The 23,335-nt window shown below is 51.1% G+C and carries 19 protein-coding genes and 2 tRNA genes; 19 read left to right on the top strand and 2 right to left on the bottom strand.

The annotated features are described in order from the left end of the window. The first annotated feature begins 178 nt into the window (after positions 1 to 178). The gene (gene greA, locus M8Q36_RS03150; protein WP_017457342.1) at positions 179 to 655 is read left to right on the top strand and encodes a transcription elongation factor GreA; all 477 of its coding nucleotides are present in this window, start codon (positions 179 to 181) and stop codon (positions 653 to 655) included. Positions 656 to 807: 152 nt separating this feature from the next. Here the strand turns inward: greA and yhbY are convergent, their stop codons facing one another. Continuing rightward, positions 808 to 1,101, bottom strand: a complete 294-nt coding sequence (yhbY, locus tag M8Q36_RS03145; protein WP_007369919.1) for a ribosome assembly RNA-binding protein YhbY — start codon at positions 1,099 to 1,101, stop codon at positions 808 to 810. A gap of 118 nt (positions 1,102 to 1,219) precedes the next feature. Here yhbY and rlmE point away from each other — a divergent pair, with 118 nt between their 5' ends. The 9 genes from rlmE (at position 1,220) to M8Q36_RS03100 (ending at position 11,134) form a co-directional block, all read left to right on the top strand. Further along, positions 1,220 to 1,846, top strand: coding sequence for a 23S rRNA (uridine(2552)-2'-O)-methyltransferase RlmE (rlmE, locus tag M8Q36_RS03140; protein WP_020455430.1), 627 nt, complete (start codon positions 1,220 to 1,222; stop codon positions 1,844 to 1,846). A 102-nt stretch (positions 1,847 to 1,948) separates the two neighbouring features. Continuing rightward, positions 1,949 to 3,880 (top strand): ATP-dependent zinc metalloprotease FtsH, encoded by a 1,932-nt coding sequence (gene ftsH, locus M8Q36_RS03135; RefSeq protein WP_249880006.1) that lies wholly within the window; start codon positions 1,949 to 1,951, stop codon positions 3,878 to 3,880. Between the two features lie 98 nt (positions 3,881 to 3,978). Further along, entirely contained in the window at positions 3,979 to 4,827 is an 849-nt protein-coding gene (gene folP / locus M8Q36_RS03130) for a dihydropteroate synthase (protein WP_249880005.1), read from the top strand. After that, entirely contained in the window at positions 4,820 to 6,160 is a 1,341-nt protein-coding gene (gene glmM / locus M8Q36_RS03125; protein ID WP_017457346.1) for a phosphoglucosamine mutase, read from the top strand. The genes folP and glmM overlap by 8 nt, the downstream gene beginning before the upstream one ends. A 224-nt stretch (positions 6,161 to 6,384) precedes the next feature. Beyond that, positions 6,385 to 6,717, top strand: coding sequence for a preprotein translocase subunit SecG (gene secG, locus M8Q36_RS03120; protein ID WP_017457347.1), 333 nt, complete (start codon positions 6,385 to 6,387; stop codon positions 6,715 to 6,717). A 12-nt stretch (positions 6,718 to 6,729) separates the two neighbouring features. After that, a tRNA-Leu gene (locus tag M8Q36_RS03115) sits at positions 6,730 to 6,816 on the top strand. Positions 6,817 to 7,326: 510 nt separating this feature from the next. After that, positions 7,327 to 8,094 (top strand): hypothetical protein, encoded by a 768-nt coding sequence (locus tag M8Q36_RS03110; RefSeq protein WP_249880004.1) that lies wholly within the window; start codon positions 7,327 to 7,329, stop codon positions 8,092 to 8,094. A 62-nt stretch (positions 8,095 to 8,156) separates the two neighbouring features. Next, a complete protein-coding gene (locus M8Q36_RS03105; protein ID WP_249880003.1) occupies positions 8,157 to 8,678 on the top strand; it encodes a CS1 type fimbrial major subunit in 522 nt (173 codons plus the stop codon). Positions 8,679 to 8,794: 116 nt separating this feature from the next. Then, positions 8,795 to 11,134, top strand: coding sequence for a TcfC E-set like domain-containing protein (locus tag M8Q36_RS03100; protein ID WP_249880002.1), 2,340 nt, complete (start codon positions 8,795 to 8,797; stop codon positions 11,132 to 11,134). Between the two features lie 121 nt (positions 11,135 to 11,255). Here M8Q36_RS03100 and argG read toward each other — a convergent pair whose 3' ends face one another. After that, positions 11,256 to 12,602 (bottom strand): argininosuccinate synthase, encoded by a 1,347-nt coding sequence (gene argG, locus M8Q36_RS03095; RefSeq protein WP_249880001.1) that lies wholly within the window; start codon positions 12,600 to 12,602, stop codon positions 11,256 to 11,258. 377 nt (positions 12,603 to 12,979) lie between these two features. Between argG and M8Q36_RS03090 the strand changes: the two genes are divergently transcribed. The 9 genes from M8Q36_RS03090 to nlpI all read left to right on the top strand — a co-directional run bounded on the left by M8Q36_RS03090 (position 12,980) and on the right by nlpI (position 23,243). Further along, positions 12,980 to 13,056: transfer RNA gene (locus M8Q36_RS03090), tRNA-Met, on the top strand. Positions 13,057 to 13,264: 208 nt separating this feature from the next. Continuing rightward, entirely contained in the window at positions 13,265 to 13,717 is a 453-nt protein-coding gene (rimP, locus tag M8Q36_RS03085; protein WP_017457352.1) for a ribosome maturation factor RimP, read from the top strand. Positions 13,718 to 13,746: 29 nt separating this feature from the next. Beyond that, positions 13,747 to 15,234 carry a transcription termination factor NusA gene (gene nusA / locus M8Q36_RS03080; protein WP_017457353.1) on the top strand — a complete coding sequence of 496 codons (1,488 nt, stop codon included), beginning with the start codon at positions 13,747 to 13,749 and terminating at the stop codon, positions 15,232 to 15,234. A gap of 24 nt (positions 15,235 to 15,258) precedes the next feature. After that, positions 15,259 to 17,973 carry a translation initiation factor IF-2 gene (gene infB, locus M8Q36_RS03075; RefSeq protein ID WP_249880000.1) on the top strand — a complete coding sequence of 905 codons (2,715 nt, stop codon included), beginning with the start codon at positions 15,259 to 15,261 and terminating at the stop codon, positions 17,971 to 17,973. 132 nt (positions 17,974 to 18,105) lie between these two features. Beyond that, positions 18,106 to 18,507 carry a 30S ribosome-binding factor RbfA gene (gene rbfA, locus M8Q36_RS03070; protein WP_017457355.1) on the top strand — a complete coding sequence of 134 codons (402 nt, stop codon included), beginning with the start codon at positions 18,106 to 18,108 and terminating at the stop codon, positions 18,505 to 18,507. Beyond that, a complete protein-coding gene (gene truB / locus M8Q36_RS03065; RefSeq protein ID WP_249879999.1) occupies positions 18,507 to 19,454 on the top strand; it encodes a tRNA pseudouridine(55) synthase TruB in 948 nt (315 codons plus the stop codon). The genes rbfA and truB overlap by 1 nt, the downstream gene beginning before the upstream one ends. Before the next feature lie 146 nt (positions 19,455 to 19,600). After that, on the top strand, positions 19,601 to 19,870 hold the full coding sequence (rpsO, locus tag M8Q36_RS03060; RefSeq protein WP_017457357.1) for a 30S ribosomal protein S15: 270 nt from the start codon (positions 19,601 to 19,603) through the stop codon (positions 19,868 to 19,870). 244 nt (positions 19,871 to 20,114) lie between these two features. Then, complete coding sequence (pnp, locus tag M8Q36_RS03055; protein WP_097400724.1) at positions 20,115 to 22,250, top strand: polyribonucleotide nucleotidyltransferase; 2,136 nt, start codon at positions 20,115 to 20,117, stop codon at positions 22,248 to 22,250. Positions 22,251 to 22,358: 108 nt separating this feature from the next. Beyond that, positions 22,359 to 23,243, top strand: a complete 885-nt coding sequence (gene nlpI / locus M8Q36_RS03050) for a lipoprotein NlpI (protein ID WP_200552344.1) — start codon at positions 22,359 to 22,361, stop codon at positions 23,241 to 23,243. Positions 23,244 to 23,335: the final 92 nt, after the last annotated feature.

Here is a 23,335-nt window from a genome sequence, read left to right as displayed (position 1 = left end):
CCCATAGTGAACTTCCGGGTAAAATACGTATCAAATTGAAAAATTGCGCTGACCTGGGGCTTTGTCCCCGGGTCAGTTTTCTTTTGCTCCTGCCTGACGGTATATGCCGGTGTACGGGGGAGGTAGATCAGATGGGGTGGGTTACCGCTCCCTACAGGAATGTTCAAGAGGTATAACAATGCAAGCTATTCCGATGACCTTACGTGGTGCCGAAAAATTGCGCGAAGAGCTGGAGTTTCTGAAATCCGTTCGTCGCCCTGAAATCATTGCCGCCATTGCGGAAGCCCGCGAACATGGCGATCTGAAAGAGAATGCGGAATATCACGCAGCGCGCGAGCAGCAAGGCTTCTGCGAAGGGCGAATTAAAGATATTGAAGCAAAACTGTCTAATGCACAGGTGATCGACATTTCTAAAATGCCGAAAAGCGGTCGTGTTATTTTTGGTTCCACTGTTACGGTATTGAACCTCGATAATGACGAAGAGCAGACTTATCGCATTGTTGGCGATGATGAAGCCGACTTTAAACAGAACCTGATTTCAGTCAACTCGCCTATTGCCCGCGGCCTGGTAGGTAAAGAGCAGGACGATGTGGTGGTGATTCGCACGCCGGGCGGTGAAGTGGAATACGAAATTATCAAAGTGGAATATCTTTGATCATTGCATTCGCGTCGATTGTTGACGAATTGTAAAGAAAAGAAAAAGGCCGCATTGCGGCCTTTTATGAATTCCGGGAGCGTGGCATTTTGCACCTCTGCTGGCGGAAACCCCTCGTTTTACACAGATTTTGTGTTCAATTCAGGATATCCTTAGCGTGGCAGCGAAATTTTACGCTCCGCGGTTGGGCGATAAAGCACCAGCGTTTTACCGATGACCTGTACGTTGCAGGCGCCGGTTTCGCGAACGATAGCTTCCACGATCAAGGTCTTAGTTTCTCTGTCTTCAGAGGCGATCTTCACCTTGATGAGCTCATGGTGCTCTAGCGCTTGTTCAATCTCGGCCAGTACCCCTTCGGTCAAACCATTATTGCCAAGCATAACTACCGGCTTGAGCGGATGTGCCAGACCTTTCAGGTGCTGTTTTTGTTTAGTACTCAGATTCATCGTATATTTTGCTTACGTTGGGATTGAAAACGGGTCATTCTACCGCCATCTCCACTGTATCGCCAAATTGCGCGTCGAAATTTCTCGATGTCGACGATGAACCCGGATGGAAAGTTAAATGACAGGTAAAAAGCGTTCTGCCAGTTCGAGCCGCTGGCTTCAGGAACACTTTAGCGATAAATATGTTCAACAGGCGCAGAAAAAAGGGTTGCGTTCCCGTGCCTGGTTTAAACTTGATGAAATACAGCAAAGTGACAAACTTTTTAAGCCGGGTATGACGGTCGTCGACTTGGGCGCTGCCCCTGGTGGATGGTCGCAATATGCGGTCACGCAGATTGGTGGTAATGGTCGTATCATCGCTTGTGATCTTTTACCGATGGATCCAATCGTTGGTGTGGACTTCCTTCAGGGCGATTTTCGTGATGAATTAGTTCTGAAAGCGTTACTGGATCGCGTTGGTGACAGTAAAGTTCAGGTTGTCATGTCAGATATGGCGCCGAATATGAGCGGTACACCTGCTGTTGATATCCCCCGTTCCATGTATCTGGTGGAACTGGCGCTGGAGATGTGCCGTGATGTGTTGGCGCCAGGCGGAAGTTTTTTAGTGAAGGTGTTCCAGGGCGAAGGTTTCGATGAGTATCTCACCGAAATTCGCTCCCTGTTTACGAAGGTTAAAGTGCGTAAACCGGACTCTTCACGTGCGCGTTCACGTGAAGTGTATATTGTAGCGACCGGGCGAAAATGATACCCCGTCGATTTCGGCCTTTGGTTTGAAAGAGATGGGTTATGTTGTATCCTGACGCTGTTTTTAACACAGTTGTAATATGAGGTTAATCCCTTGAGTGACATGGCGAAAAACCTAATACTCTGGCTGGTCATTGCCGTCGTGCTGATGTCAGTATTCCAGAGCTTTGGGCCCAGCGAGTCGAATAGCCGTAAGGTGGACTATTCTACCTTCCTGCAAGAGGTCAACCAGGACCAGGTTCGCGAAGCGCGTATCAACGGACGTGAGATCAACGTTACCAAGAAAGATAGTAACCGTTACACGACTTACATCCCGGTCCAGGATCCGAAACTGCTCGACAACCTGGTGACGAAAAACGTCAAGGTTGTAGGTGAACCGCCGGAAGAGCAGAGCGTTCTGACGACTATCTTCATCTCCTGGTTCCCGATGCTGCTGCTGATTGGGGTCTGGATTTTCTTTATGCGTCAGATGCAGGGCGGTGGTGGCAAAGGTGCCATGTCGTTCGGTAAGAGCAAGGCGCGTATGCTTACGGAAGATCAGATCAAAACAACTTTCGCTGACGTTGCCGGTTGTGACGAGGCAAAAGAAGAAGTTGGCGAACTGGTTGAATATCTGCGTGAGCCGAGCCGTTTCCAGAAACTGGGCGGTAAAATCCCGAAAGGCGTCCTGATGGTCGGTCCTCCGGGTACGGGTAAAACGCTACTGGCGAAAGCGATCGCCGGTGAAGCGAAAGTGCCATTCTTCACCATTTCCGGTTCTGACTTTGTAGAAATGTTCGTTGGTGTCGGTGCATCTCGTGTGCGTGACATGTTCGAGCAAGCTAAGAAAGCCGCGCCGTGCATTATCTTCATCGATGAAATCGACGCCGTAGGCCGCCAGCGTGGTGCGGGTCTTGGCGGTGGTCACGATGAGCGTGAACAGACGCTGAACCAGATGCTGGTTGAGATGGATGGTTTCGAAGGTAACGAAGGTATTATCGTTATTGCCGCGACGAACCGCCCGGACGTACTCGACCCTGCTTTGTTGCGCCCTGGTCGTTTTGACCGCCAGGTTGTTGTCGGTCTGCCGGACGTTCGTGGCCGTGAGCAGATCCTGAAAGTCCATATGCGCCGTGTGCCGCTGTCGCCGGATATCGATGCGGCAATCATCGCACGTGGGACGCCAGGCTTCTCCGGTGCCGATTTGGCGAACCTGGTCAACGAAGCCGCGCTGTTTGCCGCTCGTGGTAACAAACGCGTTGTGTCGATGGTCGAGTTTGAAAAAGCGAAAGACAAAATCATGATGGGTGCGGAGCGCCGCTCCATGGTGATGACCGAAGCGCAGAAAGAGTCCACGGCATACCACGAAGCAGGCCATGCGATTATTGGTCGTCTGGTGCCGGAACACGATCCGGTGCATAAAGTGACGATTATTCCGCGAGGCCGTGCACTGGGTGTGACGTTCTTCCTGCCGGAAGGTGATGCCATTAGCGCCAGCCGTCAGAAACTGGAAAGCCAGATTTCAACGCTGTATGGCGGTCGTCTGGCAGAAGAGATCATCTACGGTGTTGAACATGTTTCTACCGGTGCGTCGAACGATATTAAAGTCGCGACCAACCTGGCCCGTAACATGGTCACCCAGTGGGGCTTCTCCGACAAACTCGGTCCGCTGCTTTACGCGGAAGAGGAAGGCGAAGTATTCCTGGGCCGTAGCGTTGCAAAAGCGAAGCATATGTCCGATGAAACCGCACGAATCATCGACCAGGAAGTGAAATCGCTTATTGAACGTAACTACAATCGCGCACGTCAGTTACTCAATGAAAATATGGATATTCTGCATGCGATGAAAGATGCTCTGATGAAATATGAGACCATCGATGCGCCGCAGATTGATGACCTGATGTCACGTCGTGATGTTCGTCCGCCTGCAGGTTGGGAAGAACCTGGTGCGAACAACTCTGACAATAATGGTACGCCGCGAGCGCCGCGTCCGGTCGATGAACCGCGTACGCCAAACCCGGGCAACACCATGTCAGAACAGCTGGGCGACAAATAAGTATTTGCGCTGATGATCTGCTTTTAATGAAAACCCCGGGGCTTGCTCCGGGGTTTTCTTTTAATTTCTAACCGCCACAACCTCAGGGATTTTTAGTCATGAAACTCCATGCTCAGGGCTCAACACTGGATTTGTCACATCCCCATGTAATGGGCATCCTCAATGTAACGCCGGATTCTTTTTCAGATGGCGGTGCACATAACACATTGATTGAGGCGGTAAAGCACGCGAACCTGATGATCAATGCGGGGGCGACAATTGTGGATATCGGCGGGGAATCGACGCGTCCTGGGGCGGCCGATGTTAGCGTAGAAGAGGAACTTGATCGCGTAATCCCGGTGGTTGAAGCCATCGCGCAGCGTTTTGAGGTATGGATTTCCGTCGATACTTCTAAACCTGAGGTGATTCGTGAATCGGCGCGAGTAGGCGCACATATTATTAACGATATCCGCTCATTAACAGAACCTGGCGCAGTGGAAGCAGCCGTGCAAACCGGGTTACCGGTTTGCCTGATGCATATGCAAGGCCAGCCAAAAACCATGCAGGAAGCGCCGAAATATGATGATGTGTTTGCCGACGTGAATCGCTTTTTTAGCGAACATATAGCACGATGCGAACAGGCTGGGATCGCAAAAGAGAAATTGTTGCTCGACCCGGGATTCGGTTTCGGTAAAAATCTCTCCCACAATTATGCCTTGCTTGCCCGCCTGGCTGAGTTTCATCATTTTGGCTTACCTCTGCTGGTCGGAATGTCGCGTAAGTCGATGGTAGGCCAGCTACTCAATGTTGGTCCCTCCGAGCGGTTAAGCGGTAGTCTGGCTTGCGCAGTGATCGCGGCAATGCAGGGCGCGCACATTATTCGTGTTCACGATGTAAAAGAAACAGTAGAAGCGATGCGGGTGGTGGAAGCCACGCTGTCAGCGAAGGAAAACAAACGCTATGAGTAATCGTAAATATTTTGGCACCGATGGTATTCGCGGCCGCGTTGGCGACGCACCGATCACCCCTGATTTTGTGCTTAAGCTAGGTTGGGCCGCCGGGAAAGTACTGGCGCGCCATGGATCGCGTAAGATCATCATTGGTAAAGACACCCGTATTTCGGGTTATATGCTGGAATCCGCGCTGGAAGCAGGGCTTGCGGCGGCTGGTCTTTCCGCGTCCTTTACCGGACCAATGCCAACGCCGGCGGTAGCCTATCTCACGCGAACATTTCGCGCAGAAGCAGGAATTGTGATTTCGGCTTCGCATAACCCTTTCTATGACAATGGCATCAAATTCTTCTCTATTGACGGCACAAAACTGCCGGACGCAGTAGAAGAGGCCATTGAAGCCGAGATGGAAAAGGAGTTGACCTGTGTGGACTCCGCTGAGCTGGGGAAAGCCAGCCGCATTGTTGATGCCGCCGGGCGTTACATTGAGTTTTGCAAAGCGACGTTTCCGAATGAACTGAGCCTTAACGGGTTAAAAATCGTGGTTGATTGCGCTAATGGTGCGACTTACCACATTGCACCAAGTGTTTTTCGCGAACTGGGTGCGAAAGTTATTGCCATTGGGTGTGAACCGGATGGCGTGAACATCAACGAAAAATGTGGCGCGACGGATGTGGCAGCGCTGCAGCAGCGCGTTCTGGTTGAGAAAGCCGATTTAGGCATTGCCTTTGATGGTGACGGTGACCGCGTCATTATGGTCGATCACGAAGGTAACAAGGTCGATGGCGATCAAATCATGTACATCATTGCCCGCGAGGGGCTGCGCCAGGGGCAGCTGCGCGGTGGCGCAGTTGGCACACTGATGAGCAATATGGGGCTTGAACTGGCGCTTAAGCAACTGGGCATTCCCTTTGCGCGCGCAAAAGTTGGCGACCGTTATGTGCTGGAAAAAATGCAGGAGAAAGGCTGGCGTATCGGTGCTGAAAACTCAGGTCATGTGATTTTGTTGGATAAAACGACGACCGGAGACGGTATCGTGGCCGGTTTGCAGGTGGTTGCCGCAATGGTGCGTAACCACATGTCCCTGCATGATTTGTGCAGCGGTATGAAGATGTTCCCGCAAGTGCTGGTGAATGTGCGCTTTACCGCAGGCATTGGCGATCCGCTGGAAGACGAGACGGTCAAGACGGTGACTGCAGAAGTGGAAGCGACGCTGGCTGGCCGCGGTCGTGTGCTATTGCGTAAATCCGGTACTGAGCCGTTAATTCGCGTCATGGTAGAAGGTGAAGACGAGGCGCAAGTGACATCGCTGGCGAATCGCATCGCTGACGCGGTTAAGGCTGTAAAATAGCGCGATAAGTGCTTAAAAAGGCGGCTGTTGCCGCCTCTTTAATAGCCCGGGATCGCAATTTTGCTGTTTTTTTCCGCACTTGATAAAATGCACTTAAATTGCCCTTGCGAAGGTCATTCGCTTTGGTTAGTATTCACACCCGCTTCAGTGGGAAAGCAATAAACATCCCTCTTTTATTGGTTTGAAGCATTGGCTGCGGCAACCCCGCAAGGAACAGGTTGATTATGTACGAAGCTCTTTTAGTTATTTTCCTTATTGTAGCGTTGGCTCTTGTTGGCCTGATTATGCTGCAGCAAGGTAAAGGCGCTGACATGGGAGCCTCCTTTGGCGCTGGCGCGTCCGGTACGCTGTTCGGTTCAAGTGGTTCTGGTAACTTCATGACCCGTACGACTGCTGTGCTGGCAACACTGTTCTTTATTATTAGCCTTGTGCTGGGCAACATTAACAGCAATAAAACCAATAAAGGAAGCGAGTGGGATAATCTGAGCGCACCGGCGAAGAGTGAACAAACTCAGCCTGCAGCTCCGGCGCAGCCGACCAGCGATATCCCGCATTAAGAAGTAAGTTGTGCCGAGGTGGTGGAATTGGTAGACACGCTACCTTGAGGTGGTAGTGCCCGATTGGGCTTACGGGTTCAAGTCCCGTCCTCGGTACCAATATTCCGGGAAAAAGACATCGCAAGATGTCTTTTTTTTGCCTGTCATTTATGACATTGCCAAACCTTCAACCTTCAACCTTCAACCTTCAACCTTCAACCTTCAACCTTCAACCTTCAACCTTCAACCTTCAACCTTCAACCTTCAACCTTCAACCTTCAACCTTCAACCTGCAATCTTCAGCCTTCAGCCCCTTCTATGTATTCAACAGGTAATTGCTTTAAAGTTTATTAATTCTACGATTAATACAAGAAAATCGTCCTGCGCCAGGTACTAACTTGCCTGAGTTAGCCTGTCCCTATTTCAAAGGCAAGATAAAAGCGCATTAATTCATATTAATCTTTAAAATCATTGACATATGTCATTATCAAAAATTTATTTACTGGTCTGAGGAGTAAAATTGATCAAGATTCGGTTTTTAATTATTTATTAATCCGCATCTCTTCGGTTGCTTTAATTTCGAGGCGTGATTATCTTTGCCTCGTTTTTAGCGTTGTCTGGATACCGAATATGTATTGCGCCACTTTATTAAAAAAAATTGCTCCATTTTCTCTGGCTCTTATTTTAGGGTTGAAAATACCAGCGGCTTTTGCGCTTCCTGAAATTGGAATAGGAAGCATGTATGACATTATGTCACCTGAATCGCAGTCTATTAATAAACGTATTTATAATACCGGGACATCAACGGCATTTATCCGGGTAGATATGTTGGAAGTTAATATTCATAAAGGTGGGAAAGCTGTTGAGTCGCCAGTTAAAGAAGTTTCTGGTAATTCTTTGCAAAAAGAAAGACTCATTGTCACACCACTGCGAATGATTATTCCGCCATCTGGTTTTCAGTCGGCTAGATTTATGTGGCCGGGTGACCGAAATGTCGAAAAGTATTATCGTGTACGATTTATCCCAGTTCTTCCGCAAAAGGATGATGGTTTCGGGTTAAGCGGTAAAGAAGCTGATGATTACCGTAAGAAGGCATTAACGGCCGGGCTGAATGTAATGGCGGGCTACGGCACGCTGGTTATTGTGCAGCCGTCGAAACCTATTTTTAATACTCAGGTTGAATCGTCACTCCCTGAGGTTATTCGGGTAACAAACAAAGGCAACGCCACGATTGTTCTCGAAGATATCCGTAGTTGCACTTCAGTTGGTACAGAGTGCGGCAGCGCTACGCGTCTTTTTCTATTGCCGGGTAAAAGCAAAGCAGTAGAAAAAAGTAAAGGGCGTACTACCTATTTCACCCTTATCGAAGGGGAAAACCAAAAGAAACTACGTTTCTAGTATTACGCAGTAAGTTGTAAATAAGCAGCATGCTTTTTATATATCAAATTAAGGGACTTGCCATGTTATCTCATAAAATCGCGAAAGTTTGTTTAATCACTGGTGCTCTGTCTTTATCCGTATTCGGTAGTACAGCGGCAATGGCTGTAAATCAGCAAAGCTATACTATTGATGTCTATGCTCATATTCCAAGTGATGACTTTCAAATTGAACCTGTAGAAAGTGGATGGATCCATCAAGCTCAGGAAATTGAATACGATCTTACTACCTCCAAATTGAAAAATTTTGAGAAGCAATTTCAGTATAAAAATATTTCAGGTGGTATTCGTGCGACTTTGACAAATACGGATTCCAACGGCGAGACCATTTTGTCGAACGGCTCAGACACTATTCCGCTTAAAGTGGAATTCAACGGTGTTGAATTAAGTGATACCGCGCAGACTGTAGTCGATGCGACTGCGGCACAAGCGGGTGGACGTACCATGCTGCGTATTAGCCAGAAAGATACTCAGCCTCTTGCTGTGCAGGGTGATTTTACCGGACAGGTTGCCATGATTTTCGAAGAAGAGATTGTTACTCCTTAATTCTTTTCGCTAAATCATTTAAAAGCCTGTCACTAAATATTATGAAAATATCATTAATCTTTCTTGCTGCTGTTCCATTCATTGTTTCGGCAAATGATTTGCAATTGGCTGCGAACATGAAAGGATTGCCAGAAGATTTTAAGCGGTATTTTTATAATTCTGAAGTTGTCGTTCAGGTATATCTGAACGACAACTACATTTTCGATGCCAGCGTGTCTCTTAAAGAGAATGGTGACATCAAGCTTCTCCGCATCATTGATGAACAACAGAACAGCGATTCCGAGACCAATACTCTTTGGTCGGATTTGCTCAGTAAAGGCGTTTCGGTGGGGAAATGTACCGTATCCTGCCCATCAGGGCTGATGCAGGTAGAATATTCGCTGGAGAACTCGGCGCTAAAACTTTATACCAACAACTACGAAACCAGTCAGGTTGCGGGTAATTATCTTGCCGTGCCTGAAGATACGCCTGCTGGGCTAATCATGAATAACGATGTCTCGTTTTCTGAGGCGGCAGCAATGCGTAGTTGGGGGATCAACTCCTCACTCACCGCATCACTTGGCGGATGGAGCCAACTGGCAGCATTTCAGTCATCGGGTACCAGTGGTCGCTACCAATACAACAGCTCCAGTCTTTATCAACTTTTTACGCAGAAAGAGCTTCAGGGCAGTTTTATCCGCCTGGGGCTATTTACGCCGGACAGCGATACCGGGAACGTGCAGGCTTCCGGATTTGGCTACGACACGGTTGTCGGTGGTATGTGGGGAACTTCTGATGCGTTGCTTGTGACTTCCGATAGCGTTAGCGCCTGGCCTGTTTATGTAACAGGGCGCAACCAGTCAATTGCGGAAGTCTGGCGAAATGGACAAATGATCCGTACCCAGCAACTTCAGCCGGGAGTGCAGGCGCTGGATACGCGTCCGTTGCCTATTGGTATCTACGATATCACCATCAAAATCATTGAGAACGGTCAGGTTGTCGACACGCAGGAAGCGCAAATCTTTAAGTCGCAGGGGTGGAGCAATCCAAACCAGCGCTGGCGCATGAATCTGTGGAGCGGGCAGCGCCGTACCCTGGCGACGGGTGATATGAATACACTGGACGGTAACCCTTTTGCTGCGGGCGGTGGTCTGGAGTTATTGATTCACCCCCAGGCTACCGTAGCATTTACTGGTGCAGCCACAGCAAAGGATCGCCACGTGCGAACGCGAGCCAATATTACGCTTTCGCAAAATGACCGATTGCTTGCGCAATATACTGTCGGCAATTCGGAATACCAGGCTAACCAGGATACAGACATTCGTTATTACCATAATTTGTATGCTGGTGGAACAGCCAGCTTTTTCTGGCGCTCAACCCTCACCGATGTTTATGGTCATCGGGTTCGTTCGCGTCAGAGGGGAGATACATGGGGGGCGTCTTTATCATCAAGATTGCCGTGGTCCTCATCGTTGATCCTGAATACGCAATATATGGATACGGTATGGCGTAAAGGCGTAGCCGCAGATGCCGCGTTATCAACACAGACTCGCTTTTATGACCGCAGTACGAGTTTTCGGTTGGGTGTCTATGACAGGCCAGGATTCAATGACAAACGCCGCGATCACGGCGTGTCATTCAGCGTGTCGATTGCGTTATCTCCTTCCAGTGATCACTCTGTTTCCTTGAGCACAGGTATGGAACAAGCGAAAAGCTATTCAAGCTTGCAGTATCAGTGGGAGCCAACGGAGAAAGAGACCATCCGTAGTTTAGGTGGCGGGGTTTCCTGGAATGCGGCAGAAACCATGCTTAACGGCAACGGGGCGATAGATACGCCATGGATAAGTGGTAATTTCTATGCGCAACGTGGGCTGCAGAGCAAAATCAATACGGCCGGTGCTAACCTGAGCCAGGCGCTGGTTATTGGCGGCGGTAAGGTCGCTTCCGTCAACGGTAACAATAGCGGTATGGAGTCTGCTGTGATTGTTGATGTGGACGCCGATGATAATGAGACCCGCATTCTGGCATCCGGCAGCATGAGCGAGACCAGCCTTAAACCTGGCAGGAATATTTTGCCCGCTGAATTGTGGAAAAAAAGCGACATCCAGTTTAGCGCGCGTGGCAGTGACAGTGTGCAGGTATTCCCGGAACGCCAAAGTGTCCAGATGAGCCGTGGTAGCGTGCAGTACGTTAATGTCAAAACGGTGAAGACGTTTACGCTTGTTGGCATGTTGCAAGATGAGCAGGGTAAGGCGGTTAAAAACCGTTACGTCAGAAGTGATGTTGGCGGAAGTATCGTAAATGCGGAAGGTGTACTGACGCTGGACACTGGCGTGGCTAATCGCTTGCTGACTGTACAGGCAGAAAACGGTTTACCCTCATTACAGTGCGTGCTCCCTTCCGGGCTGGATAAGAATAAAAAAGTGCAGTTTATCAGTGCCGTCCGCTGCCAGATCGCGAGCACAGTAGAGAAGTAATGTGTCTTAATGCTGACTGAGCGCTGGGGAGAATCTTTTTCCGGGTGCGAGACAGATAGTGTGTGTACGGCGGTGGTGAAGGAAATCGTGCCTGCATTGCAGGCACGAATGCGAAAAACGACTATTTTTTCTCGCCGTTTTCCAGGTTCTCGACCTGCGGCAGGCCGTTGCCGGCAGAGGTGGAAAGCAGGCCGGTTTGCACGTAGTTGAACAGCTTCTCACGGGTATCAGTGATATCCAGATTACGCATTGTCAGCTGTCCGATACGGTCGTCCGGTGAGAACACCGACTCGCCTTTTTCCATCGTCAGACGCTCTGCTTTGTAGGTCAGATTGTCGGAAACGGTGTTCAGAATCGAGTAATCATTGCCGCGACGCAGTTCCAGCGTCACTTCACCGGTGATGGCGCTCGCTACCCAGCGTTGCAGTGAATCACGTAGCATCAGTGCTTGCGGATCGAACCAGCGGCCCTGGTACAGCAAGCGACCAAGCTGGCGGCCATGGGCGTGATATTGCTCAATAGTGTCTTCGTTGTGGATGCCGGTCAGCAGACGTTCGTAAGCGATATGCAGTAACGCCATCCCCGGGGCTTCGTAAATACCGCGGCTTTTCGCTTCGATAATACGGTTCTCAATCTGATCGCTCATTCCCAGACCATGACGGCCACCGATGCGATTTGCTTCCAGCATCAGTTCAACATCGTCAGTGAAGATTTTGCCGTTCAGCGCAACCGGATGACCACGCTCAAAACGTACGGTAACTTCTTCCGCCGGGATTTTGACATTCTCGTCCCAGAATTTAACCCCCATGATTGGGTTAACAATCTTCACGCTGGAATTGAGGAACTCTAAATCTTTTGCTTCGTGCGTAGCGCCCAGCATGTTGGAGTCAGTCGAGTAGGCTTTTTCTGCCGACATTTTGTAGTCGAAACCAGAGGCAACCATGAATTCGGACATTTCCTGACGGCCGCCCAACTCATCAATAAAGTCGGTATCCAGCCACGGCTTATAGATTTGCAACTCAGCGTTAGTCAGCAAGCCATAACGATAGAAGCGCTCAATATCGTTACCTTTATAGGTGCTGCCGTCGCCCCAAATATTCACACCGTCTTCTTTCATTGCCGCAACCAGCATCGTGCCGGTCACCGCGCGACCCAGCGGCGTGGTATTAAAATAAGTCAGACCGCCCGTCGTATTATGAAAAGCGCCGCACTGGATGGCGGCAATGCCTTCGGCGACCAGCTGTTTACGGCAGTCGATTAGGCGAGCATTTTCCGCACCGTACTCCTTTGCGCGACGGGGAATTGCGTCATAGTCATCCTCGTCCGGTTGACCCAGGTTCGCAGTGTATGCATAAGGAACCGCGCCTTTTTGGCGCATCCACAGCAGCGCTGCACTGGTGTCCAGTCCGCCGGAGAAAGCGATGCCGATACGTTGACCTGCGGGAAGATGCTTGAGAATCGTCGTCATAAAAAAATCCCTGCTTGATAGACCGATGGTGAGAGACTTAACAGCCACGCCATACTCTTTGTGCCATCCGACCAGAACAATTAGTGAATGGTTATGCAAAATAAGTGAGTTTTCATTTAATCATCTTTTGACGATGACCGGAAGAGAAGAGTGCAATTTTCATTGCGAGAGTGGTGAACTGTGCTGTTTACATGCTTAAAGATAATACGCAACAAAATTGCATACGTCAGGGGCACAGGATGCTAACGCGCCATGGTTGACAGAACGGCATGTTTATCAATATACTGCAGGCCGGTTTTACGTCCCGTCTTCGGTACCAAATCCCAGCATTATTTGCAAATTTGCACTCAAGCGAGTAGAATTTGCCACGTTTCAGGCGCGGGGTGGAGCAGCCTGGTAGCTCGTCGGGCTCATAACCCGAAGGTCGTCGGTTCAAATCCGGCCCCCGCAACCACTTTCCCTAAGTGTTCTTTTTCAAATATACTATGAAGACTTAACGCCTTCGCAGCTGGATTTGAAAAAAATACTCACGGAAGGTTCTCCAGGCCGCAGTTGCGGCTATAGGGTTCAGTTATTTAAAGCCCCGATTTATCGGGGTTTTTTGTTATCTGAGTACGAAATAACTGGGCTATATGCCCTTTTTTTATGTCTTGGGGGTGGACTTGTCCACATTAGAGCAAAAATTAACAGAGATGATTACGGCGCCGGTTGAAGCACTGGGCTATGAACTGGTCGGTATCGAGTTTGTGCGCGGGCGCACATCTACACTGCGCATCTATATTGATAGTGAAGATGGCATCAATGTTGATGATTGCGCTGATGTCAGCCACCAGGTCAGTGCGGTACTGGATGTTGAAGATCCGATTACCGTGGCTTACAACCTGGAGGTTTCCTCACCAGGTCTTGAGCGCCCTTTGTTTACGGCTGAGCACTATGCGCGCTTTAAGGGCGACGAAGTCTCGCTGGTTCTGCGTATGGCGGTTCAAAACCGTCGTAAGTGGCAGGGCATCATTAAAGATGTCGATGGCGAGATGATCACCGTTACGGTCGAAGGTAAAGATGAAGTGTTCGCATTGAGCAATATTCAAAAAGCGAACCTGGTCCCCCACTTTTAACAGTCTGGATTTGAGGTGAAAGGCCCCCGATGAACAAAGAAATTTTGGCTGTTGTTGAAGCTGTTTCTAACGAAAAGTCGCTTCCGCGTGAAAAAATCTTTGAAGCGCTGGAAAGTGCTCTGGCTACAGCAACCAAGAAAAAATATGAACAAGAGATCGATGTTCGCGTAAGCATTGATCGTAAAAGCGGTGATTTCGACACGTTCCGTCGCTGGCTGATCGTGGAAGAAGTGACGCAGCCGACACGTGAGATCACCCTCGAAGCAGCGCGTTACGAAGATGAGAGCCTGAACCTCGACGACTATGTTGAAGATCAGATTGAATCCGTCACGTTTGACCGCATCACCACCCAGACCGCAAAACAGGTCATCGTACAGAAAGTACGTGAAGCTGAGCGCGCAATGGTGGTCGATCAGTTCCGCGAGCACGAAGGCGAAATCATCACCGGCGTGGTGAAGAAAGTGAACCGCGACAACATCACGCTGGATCTCGGCAACAACGCTGAAGCCGTTATCCTGCGCGAAGATATGCTGCCGCGTGAAAACTTCCGTCCGGGCGACCGCATCCGCGGTGTGCTGTACGCTGTACGCCCTGAAGCGCGCGGTGCGCAGCTGTTCGTGACCCGTTCCAAACCAGAAATGCTGGTTGAACTGTTCCGCATTGAAGTGCCGGAAATCGGTGAAGAAGTTATCGAGATTAAAGCCGCAGCCCGCGATCCGGGTTCTCGCGCCAAAATCGCCGTGAAGACGAACGACAAGCGTATCGATCCGGTCGGCGCTTGCGTGGGTATGCGCGGTGCGCGTGTGCAAGCTGTTTCGACGGAACTTGGCGGCGAGCGTATTGATATCGTGCTGTGGGACGATAACCCGGCACAGTTCGTTATCAACGCAATGGCACCGGCTGACGTTGCTTCTATCGTGGTGGATGAAGATAAACACACCATGGATATCGCCGTTGAGGCGGGCAACCTGGCGCAGGCTATCGGCCGTAATGGTCAGAACGTGCGCCTCGCGTCTCAGCTGAGCGGCTGGGAACTCAACGTCATGACCGTTGAGGATCTGCAGTCCAAGCATCAGGCTGAGGCTCATGCAGCGATTGATACCTTTACCCGTTACCTGGACATTGACGAAGATTTCGCCACCGTTCTGGTCGAAGAAGGTTTCTCTACGCTGGAAGAACTGGCCTATGTGCCAATCAAAGAGCTGCTGGAAATCGATGGTCTGGATGAAGACACCGTCGAAGCCCTGCGTGATCGTGCGAAAAACGCGCTGACCACTCTGGCACTGGCGCAGGAAGAAAGCCTCGGTAATAAAGAACCGGCTGAAGACCTGCTTAACCTGGAAGGTCTGGATCGCGCACTGGCTTTCAAACTGGCTGCTCGTGGTGTTTGTACGCTGGAAGACCTCGCTGAACAAGGTGTGGATGACCTGAGCGATATCGAAGGGTTAACCGATGAGAAAGCAGGTGAGCTCATCATGGCCGCACGTAATATTTGCTGGTTTGGCGACGAAGCGTAATAAACTGTAGCAGGAAGGAACAGCATGACAGATGTAACCGTAAAAACGCTGGCCGCTGAGATTCAAACCTCTGTGGACCGCCTGGTACAGCAATTTGCTGACGCAGGGATCCGCAAGTCCGCTGAAGACTCAGTGACGGCACAAGAAAAGCAGACGCTGTTAGCGCATTTGAACCGTGAGCACGGTTCTTCGCCTGACAAGCTGACTCTGCAGCGCAAGACGCGCAGTACATTAAGTATTCAGGGCACCGGTGGGAAAAGTAAATCGGTGCAGATCGAAGTCCGTAAAAAACGCACCTTTGTAAAACGCGATCCACAAGAGGCTGAACGTCTCGCTGCGGAAGAAGAGGCGATGCGTGAAGCGGAAGAGAAGGCCCGTCGTGAAGCAGAGGAAGCCGCTGAGCGCGAAGCCGAGGAAAAAGCCAAACGTGATGCCGAAGCTCGTGCGAAACGTGAAGCTGATGAAAAGGCTAAACGCGAAAATGCTGAAAATGCAAAACGCGAAGCTGCGGAAAATAGCAAAGTGAGCAACCAACAATCTGACGAAATGACCAGGACAGCCCAGGCGGAAAAAGCCCGCCGTGAATCCGAAGCGCAAGAACTCAAGCGCAAAGCGGAAGAAGAGGCTCGTCGTAAACTGGAAGAAAATGCGCGTCGCGTAGCGGAAGAAGCTCGTCGTATGGCTGAACAAAATGAAGCGAACTGGACGGCTCCGGCAAGCGAAGAAGAAGAGACTACTGGTGATTACCATGTAACCACTTCCCAGCATGCCCGCCAGGCGGAAGATGATAACGACCGTGAAGTGGAAGGTGGTCGTGGTCGCAGCCGTACAGCAAAAGCTGCTCGTCCGAAGAAAGGCAACAAACACGCTGAAAGCAAAGCTGACCGCGAAGAAGCGCGTGCTGCGGTTCGTGGTGGTAAAGGCGGCCGTCAGCGTAAAGGTTCTGCTCTGCAGCAGGGCTTCCAGAAGCCAGCACAAGCGGTTAACCGTGACGTCGTGATCGGCGAAACTCTGACCGTTGGCGAACTGGCTAACAAAATGGCGGTTAAAGGCTCTCAGGTCATCAAAGCGATGATGAAGCTGGGCGCGATGGCAACCATCAACCAGGTTATTGACCAGGAAACTGCGCAACTGGTTGCTGAAGAGATGGGCCATAAAGTTATCCTGCGTCGTGAAAACGAGCTGGAAGAAGCGGTAATGAGCGACCGTGACACAGGTGCTGCGGCAGAACCGCGCGCACCAGTTGTGACCATTATGGGTCACGTTGACCACGGTAAAACCTCTCTGCTGGACTACATTCGTTCAACGAAAGTGGCCTCTGGCGAAGCGGGCGGCATTACTCAGCATATTGGTGCTTACCACGTTGAAACCGACAACGGCATGATCACCTTCCTGGATACCCCAGGCCACGCCGCGTTTACCGCAATGCGTGCCCGTGGTGCTCAGGCAACGGATATCGTGGTTCTGGTTGTTGCTGCCGATGACGGCGTGATGCCGCAAACTATCGAAGCTATCCAGCACGCAAAAGCGGCGCAGGTGCCGGTAGTGGTTGCCGTGAACAAGATCGATAAGCCTGAAGCCGATCCGGATCGCGTTAAAAACGAACTCTCTCAGTACGGCATCATTCCGGAAGAGTGGGGCGGCGAAAGCCAGTTCGTACACGTCTCCGCGAAAGCCGGTACCGGTATCGACGAACTGCTGGATGCGATCCTGCTGCAGGCCGAAGTTCTTGAGCTGAAAGCCGTACGTAAAGGTATGGCGAGCGGCGTGGTTATCGAATCCTTCCTCGATAAAGGTCGTGGTCCGGTGGCATCCGTGCTGGTGCGCGAAGGTACGCTGCATAAAGGCGATATCGTGCTGTGCGGCTTCGAATATGGCCGCGTGCGTGCGATGCGTGACGAACTGGGTCGCGAAGTAACCGAAGCGGGTCCGTCCATTCCGGTGGAAATCCTCGGTCTGTCCGGTGTTCCGGCTGCGGGTGATGAAGCGACTGTTGTGCGTGACGAGAAGAAAGCGCGTGAAGTGGCACTGTACCGTCAGGGCAAATTCCGCGAAGTTAAACTGGCGCGTCAGCAGAAATCCAAACTGGAAAACATGTTTGCCAACATGACCGAAGGCGAAGTTCACGAAGTGAACATCGTTCTGAAGGCCGACGTTCAGGGTTCTGTCGAAGCTATCTCCGATTCTCTGCTGAAACTGTCTACCGACGAAGTTAAAGTGAAGATCGTGGGTTCCGGCGTAGGTGGTATCACCGAAACCGACGCAACGCTGGCTGCTGCATCCAACGCGATTCTGGTTGGCTTCAACGTTCGTGCCGACGCATCTGCGCGTCGCGTGATCGAAGCGGAAGGTCTGGATCTGCGTTACTACTCCGTCATCTATAACCTGATCGACGAAGTGAAAGCGGCAATGAGCGGTATGCTCTCTCCGGAGCTGAAACAGCAGATCATCGGTCTGGCGGAAGTTCGCGATGTGTTCAAATCGCCGAAATTCGGTGCGATCGCGGGCTGTATGGTTACCGAAGGTGTGGTTAAACGTCACAACCCGATCCGCGTTCTGCGCGACAACGTGGTTATCTATGAAGGCGAGCTGGAATCCCTGCGTCGCTTCAAAGATGACGTCAACGAAGTCCGTAACGGCATGGAATGTGGTATCGGCGTTAAGAACTACAATGATGTACGTACCGGCGATATGATCGAAGTGTTCGAGATCATTGAGATCCAACGTACTATTGAGTAATTCGCTTCGCTTTTCGGCTGCTAGTCAGCCGAAATCAAAAGTGGATGAACATTGCTGGCCGGGTAAGCGAAGCGCCTCCCGGCAAGAAATAGTAAAAGGGGCTACGGCCCCTTTTTAGTCTGGAGAATTATTATGGCGAAAGAATTTGGTCGCCCGCAGCGCGTGGCTCAGGAACTGCAAAAAGAGATTGCGATTATCCTGCAGCGCGAAATTAAAGATCCGCGTCTGGGTATGATGACCACCGTTTCTGGTGTCGAAGTTTCCCGCGATCTGGCTTATGCCAAAGTGTTTGTCACCTTCCTCAACGATAAAGACGAAGCATCCGTGAAAGCGGGTATCAAAGCGTTGCAGGATGCCTCTGGCTTTATTCGTTCCCTGTTGGGTAAAGCGATGCGTTTGCGTATCGTGCCGGAACTGACGTTCTTCTACGACAACTCGTTGGTAGAAGGGATGCGCATGTCCAATCTGGTGACCAGTGTGGTGAAACACGATGACGAACGTCGTGTGAACCCGGACGACAGCAAGGAGGACTGATGAGCCGTCCTCGTCGTCGCGGTCGTGACGTGCATGGCGTTCTGCTGCTGGATAAACAGCAGGGCGCTTCCAGCAACGATGTGCTGCAAAAAGTAAAGCGTCTTTATAACGCCAACCGTGCCGGACACACCGGAGCGCTTGACCCGCTGGCGACCGGCATGCTGCCGATTTGCCTGGGAGAAGCGACAAAGTTTTCCCAATATCTGCTGGATTCGGACAAACGTTATCGGGTGATTGCCCGCCTTGGGCAGCGTACCGATACGTCCGATGCGGATGGGCAAATCGTTGAAGAGCGTCCGTTGACCTTCAGTGCCGAACAACTGGCTACTGCGCTGGAGAGTTTTCGCGGTGATACGCAGCAAGTCCCGTCGATGTACTCTGCCCTGAAATATCAGGGAAAGAAGCTCTACGAGTATGCACGCCAGGGCATTGAGGTTCCGCGTGAAGCGCGCCCAATCACGGTTTACGAGCTGTTATTTATCCGCCATCAAGGCGATGAACTTGAGCTGGAAATTCACTGCTCGAAAGGGACTTACATCCGCACCATCATTGATGATTTGGGTGAGAAACTTGGCTGCGGCGCACATGTTATCTATCTGCGTCGCCTGGCGGTGAGTAAGTATCCTGTTGAACGTATGGTGACGATCGACAAACTGCGCGAGCTGGTGGATCAAGCCGAGCAGCAGGGTATCCCGGCAGCACAACTGTTGGATCCGTTACTGATGCCCATGGACAGCCCGGCGTCAGATTTCCCGACGGTTAACATTCCGTCAGTGGTCGCGGCATACTTCAAAAACGGTCAACCGGTTCGGGCATCCGCAGCGCCAAACGCGGGGCTGGTGCGTGTCACAGAAGGCGATGACGCGAAATTCATCGGCATGGGCGAAATGGATGACGAAGGCCGTGTTGCGCCGCGTCGTCTGGTGGTCGAGTATCCTGCACAATGACCGGCTTACCTTGCGGGAAACCGTGACTACGAGTAGAATATTGCCGCTTAACGCCGGGCTATGTATTTAACATCACCCGGCGTTAATCCTGAGGCCGCTGAATTAGAGATCGGCGCCTTTTCTTTTTTTTATCACTGGAGTTCAAAATGTCTCTAAGCGTTGAAGCTAAAGCAAAAATCGTTTCCGAGTTTGGTCGTGGTTCTAACGACAGCGGTTCTACCGAAGTTCAGGTTGCACTGCTGACTGCTCAGATCAACCACCTGCAGGGTCACTTTGCAGAGCACAAAAAAGATCACCACAGCCGTCGTGGTCTGCTGCGTATGGTTTCTCAGCGTCGTAAACTGCTCGACTATCTGAAACGTAAAGACGTTGCACGCTACACCGCGCTGATCGAGCGTCTGGGTCTGCGTCGCTAAGTCTGGCGAGTTTCAAGAAGGGGCCTACAAGGCCCCTTTTTTCAACCAGGCGGCAGCAATTGGCAGTAAACTAATGTATTGTTGCCAGGTATGATCTTCACTGCAGAGGTTCGCGCGGCTAATGAGAGGCTTTATCCGCAATGGGCGGGTTAGGGTTGTCATTAGTCGCGAGGATGCATGAAGATTCGGTTAAATTGTCAGCATGCCAAAGGTGTGCTGACTTTCATTAAGAAAGGACAGAACTTTGCTGAATCCGATCGTTCGTAAATTCCAGTATGGTCAACATACCGTCACGCTGGAAACCGGCATGATGGCGCGTCAGGCGACTGCTGCCGTTATGGTAAGCATGGATGACACCGCAGTATTCGTGACCGTTGTTGGCCAGAAAAAAGCAAAACCAGGTCAGGATTTCTTCCCGCTGACCGTTAACTATCAAGAGCGTACGTACGCTGCAGGTAAAATCCCTGGCGGTTTCTTCCGTCGTGAAGGCCGTCCGAGCGAAGGCGAAACGCTGATCGCGCGTCTGATTGACCGCCCGGTTCGCCCGCTGTTCCCGGAAGGGTTCGTGAACGAAGTGCAGGTTATCGCTACTGTAGTTTCCGTTAACCCGCAGGTTAACCCGGATATCGTAGCCATGATCGGTGCTTCCGCCGCGCTTTCACTGTCTGGTATTCCGTTCAATGGCCCGATTGGCGCCGCGCGTGTTGGTTATATCAACGACCAGTACGTTCTGAACCCAACTCAGGAAGAGCTGAAAGCAAGTAAGCTGGACCTGGTCGTTGCCGGTACTGAAGCCGCCGTTCTGATGGTGGAATCAGAAGCGGAACTGCTGAGCGAAGATCAAATGCTGGGCGCTGTGGTATTCGGCCACGACCAGCAGCAGATTGTTATCCAGAACATCAACGAGCTGGTAAAAGAAGCAGGCAAACCGCGTTGGGACTGGCAGCCGGAAGCGGTGAACGAAGCGCTGAACGCGCGCGTTGCTGCACTGGCAGAATCACGTTTGAGCGATGCATATCGCATCACTGACAAACAAGAGCGTTATGCTCAGGTTGACGTGATCAAATCCGAAACCATCGCAACGCTGGTGGCAGAAGATGAAACCCTGGATGCTAACGAACTGGGTGAAATCCTGCACGCTATCGAGAAAAACGTTGTTCGTAGCCGCGTACTGGCAGGCGAACCGCGTATCGATGGCCGCGAAAAAGATATGATCCGTGGTCTGGACGTTCGTACCGGTGTGCTGCCGCGTACCCACGGTTCCGCACTGTTTACTCGTGGCGAAACTCAGGCGCTGGTTACTGCCACGCTGGGTACTGCACGTGATGCGCAGATCATCGACGAGCTGATGGGCGAGCGTACTGACTCTTTCCTGTTCCATTACAACTTCCCTCCGTACTCCGTAGGGGAAACCGGGATGGTTGGTTCGCCGAAACGTCGTGAAATTGGTCACGGCCGTCTGGCTAAACGCGGCGTGCTGGCAGTAATGCCGGATGCTGATAAATTCCCGTACACCGTGCGTGTGGTTTCTGAAATCACCGAATCGAACGGTTCTTCTTCTATGGCTTCCGTTTGTGGCGCATCTCTGGCGCTGATGGACGCAGGCGTACCGGTGAAAGCCGCTGTTGCGGGTATCGCAATGGGTCTGGTGAAAGAAGGCGACAACTTTGTTGTTCTGTCCGACATCCTGGGCGACGAAGACCACCTGGGCGATATGGACTTCAAAGTTGCGGGCTCCCGCGACGGTATCTCTGCGCTGCAGATGGATATCAAAATTGAAGGTATCACCAAAGAGATCATGCAGGTTGCGCTGAACCAGGCGAAAGGTGCTCGTCTGCATATTCTGGGTGTAATGGAGCAGGCGATTAACGCGCCGCGTGGTGATATCTCTGAATTTGCACCGCGTATCCATACCATCAAAATTAATCCAGATAAGATCAAAGACGTGATCGGTAAAGGCGGTTCCGTCATTCGTGCGCTGACCGAAGAAACCGGCACCACCATCGAAATCGAAGATGATGGCACCGTGAAAATCGCAGCAACTGATGGCGACAAAGCGAAACATGCTATTCGCCGCATTGAAGAGATCACGGCTGAGATCGAAGTGGGCCGTGTCTATAGCGGTAAAGTGACCCGCATCGTTGACTTTGGCGCGTTTGTTGCCATCGGCGGCGGTAAAGAAGGTCTGGTACATATTTCTCAGATCGCAGACAAACGCGTTGAGAAAGTGACCGATTATCTGCAGATGGGCCAGGAAGTGCCGGTTAAAGTTCTGGAAGTTGACCGTCAGGGCCGTATTCGTCTGAGCATTAAAGAAGCGACTGAGCAGACTCAGCCTGCTGAAGCGTCGGAAGCGCCGCAAGCAGAGCAGGGCGAGTAAGGTTGCCTTTGCCCTCCGCGAAAGCGGAGGGCTTATTAGCAGGCAGGACGCCATGTTTGCAGCCGGGGGACAGGACGTTCATCCAATTGTTGTCTTCGGGAGTGGGAAATGAAGCCTTTTTTGCGCTGGTGTTTCGTTGCGACAGCTTTAACGCTGGCAGGATGCAGCAACTCTGCCTGGCGTAAGAGCGAAGTCCTCGCAGTGCCATTGCAACCGACTTTGCAGCAAGAAGTGATTCTGGCACGCATGGAACAAATTCTTGCCAGTCGGGCTTTAACCGATGACGAACGCGCACAGCTTTTATATGAGCGCGGAGTGTTGTATGATAGCCTCGGTTTGAGAGCCTTAGCGCGAAATGATTTCTCGCAAGCGCTGGCAATCCGACCCGATATGCCTGAAGTATTCAATTACTTAGGCATTTATTTAACGCAGGCAGGCAATTTTGATGCTGCCTATGAAGCGTTTGATTCTGTACTTGAGCTTGATCCAACTTACAACTACGCGCACTTGAATCGCGGGATCGCACTGCATTACGGCGGTCGCGACAAGTTAGCGCAAGATGATCTGCTGGCGTTTTATCAAGACGATCCTAATGATCCTTTCCGGAGTCTGTGGCTTTACATCGTTGAGCGGAAGCTTAATGAGAAGCAGGCTAAAGAAGCACTGAAACAGCGCTTCGAAAAATCGGACAAGGAACAGTGGGGATGGAACATTGTCGAGTTCTACCTCGGCGACATTAGCGAAGCAACGCTAATGGATCGCCTGAAGGCAGACGCAACGGATAACACCTCGCTCGCTGAGCATCTCAGTGAAACCAACTTCTATTTAGGTAAGTACTACCTAAGTCTGGGGGATAAGGACAGCGCTTCGGCACTGTTCAAACTAGCGGTTGCTAACAACGTCCATAATTTTGTTGAGCACCGTTACGCATTGTTGGAATTAGCGCTCTTGGGCCAGGAGCATGACGACCTGGCAGAATCGGACCAGCAATAGCTGACGAACATATCAGCCCGTAATCTTTTTTTGATTGCCATCACCTTCGCGGGTGAGGGCTTCATTGTTCGTTAATTAACCTACTTTGAGCC

The sequence above is a fragment of the Kosakonia sp. R1.Fl genome, assembly GCF_023516815.1.
GTDB lineage: Bacteria > Pseudomonadota > Gammaproteobacteria > Enterobacterales > Enterobacteriaceae > Kosakonia.
The sequence above is the reverse complement of the archived record's forward strand: the minus strand, read 5'-3'. Positions and strand labels throughout refer to the sequence as shown.

What these genes read in the sequence shown, in the direction of transcription:
- M8Q36_RS03105 (WP_249880003.1), top strand. Translation starts at nt 8,157, where the DNA reads ATGTTATCTCATAAAATCGCGAAAGTTTGTTTAATCACTGGTGCTCTG.
- folP (WP_249880005.1), top strand. Translation starts at nt 3,979, where the DNA reads ATGAAACTCCATGCTCAGGGCTCAACACTGGATTTGTCACATCCCCAT.
- yhbY (WP_007369919.1), bottom strand. Translation starts at nt 1,101, where the DNA reads ATGAATCTGAGTACTAAACAAAAACAGCACCTGAAAGGTCTGGCACAT.
- nusA (WP_017457353.1), top strand. Translation starts at nt 13,747, where the DNA reads ATGAACAAAGAAATTTTGGCTGTTGTTGAAGCTGTTTCTAACGAAAAG.
- ftsH (WP_249880006.1), top strand. Translation starts at nt 1,949, where the DNA reads ATGGCGAAAAACCTAATACTCTGGCTGGTCATTGCCGTCGTGCTGATG.
- rlmE (WP_020455430.1), top strand. Translation starts at nt 1,220, where the DNA reads ATGACAGGTAAAAAGCGTTCTGCCAGTTCGAGCCGCTGGCTTCAGGAA.
- truB (WP_249879999.1), top strand. Translation starts at nt 18,507, where the DNA reads ATGAGCCGTCCTCGTCGTCGCGGTCGTGACGTGCATGGCGTTCTGCTG.
- greA (WP_017457342.1), top strand. Translation starts at nt 179, where the DNA reads ATGCAAGCTATTCCGATGACCTTACGTGGTGCCGAAAAATTGCGCGAA.
- infB (WP_249880000.1), top strand. Translation starts at nt 15,259, where the DNA reads ATGACAGATGTAACCGTAAAAACGCTGGCCGCTGAGATTCAAACCTCT.
- argG (WP_249880001.1), bottom strand. Translation starts at nt 12,602, where the DNA reads ATGACGACGATTCTCAAGCATCTTCCCGCAGGTCAACGTATCGGCATC.
- nlpI (WP_200552344.1), top strand. Translation starts at nt 22,359, where the DNA reads ATGAAGCCTTTTTTGCGCTGGTGTTTCGTTGCGACAGCTTTAACGCTG.
- M8Q36_RS03100 (WP_249880002.1), top strand. Translation starts at nt 8,795, where the DNA reads ATGAAAGGATTGCCAGAAGATTTTAAGCGGTATTTTTATAATTCTGAA.
- secG (WP_017457347.1), top strand. Translation starts at nt 6,385, where the DNA reads ATGTACGAAGCTCTTTTAGTTATTTTCCTTATTGTAGCGTTGGCTCTT.
- glmM (WP_017457346.1), top strand. Translation starts at nt 4,820, where the DNA reads ATGAGTAATCGTAAATATTTTGGCACCGATGGTATTCGCGGCCGCGTT.
- rbfA (WP_017457355.1), top strand. Translation starts at nt 18,106, where the DNA reads ATGGCGAAAGAATTTGGTCGCCCGCAGCGCGTGGCTCAGGAACTGCAA.
- M8Q36_RS03110 (WP_249880004.1), top strand. Translation starts at nt 7,327, where the DNA reads ATGTATTGCGCCACTTTATTAAAAAAAATTGCTCCATTTTCTCTGGCT.
- rpsO (WP_017457357.1), top strand. Translation starts at nt 19,601, where the DNA reads ATGTCTCTAAGCGTTGAAGCTAAAGCAAAAATCGTTTCCGAGTTTGGT.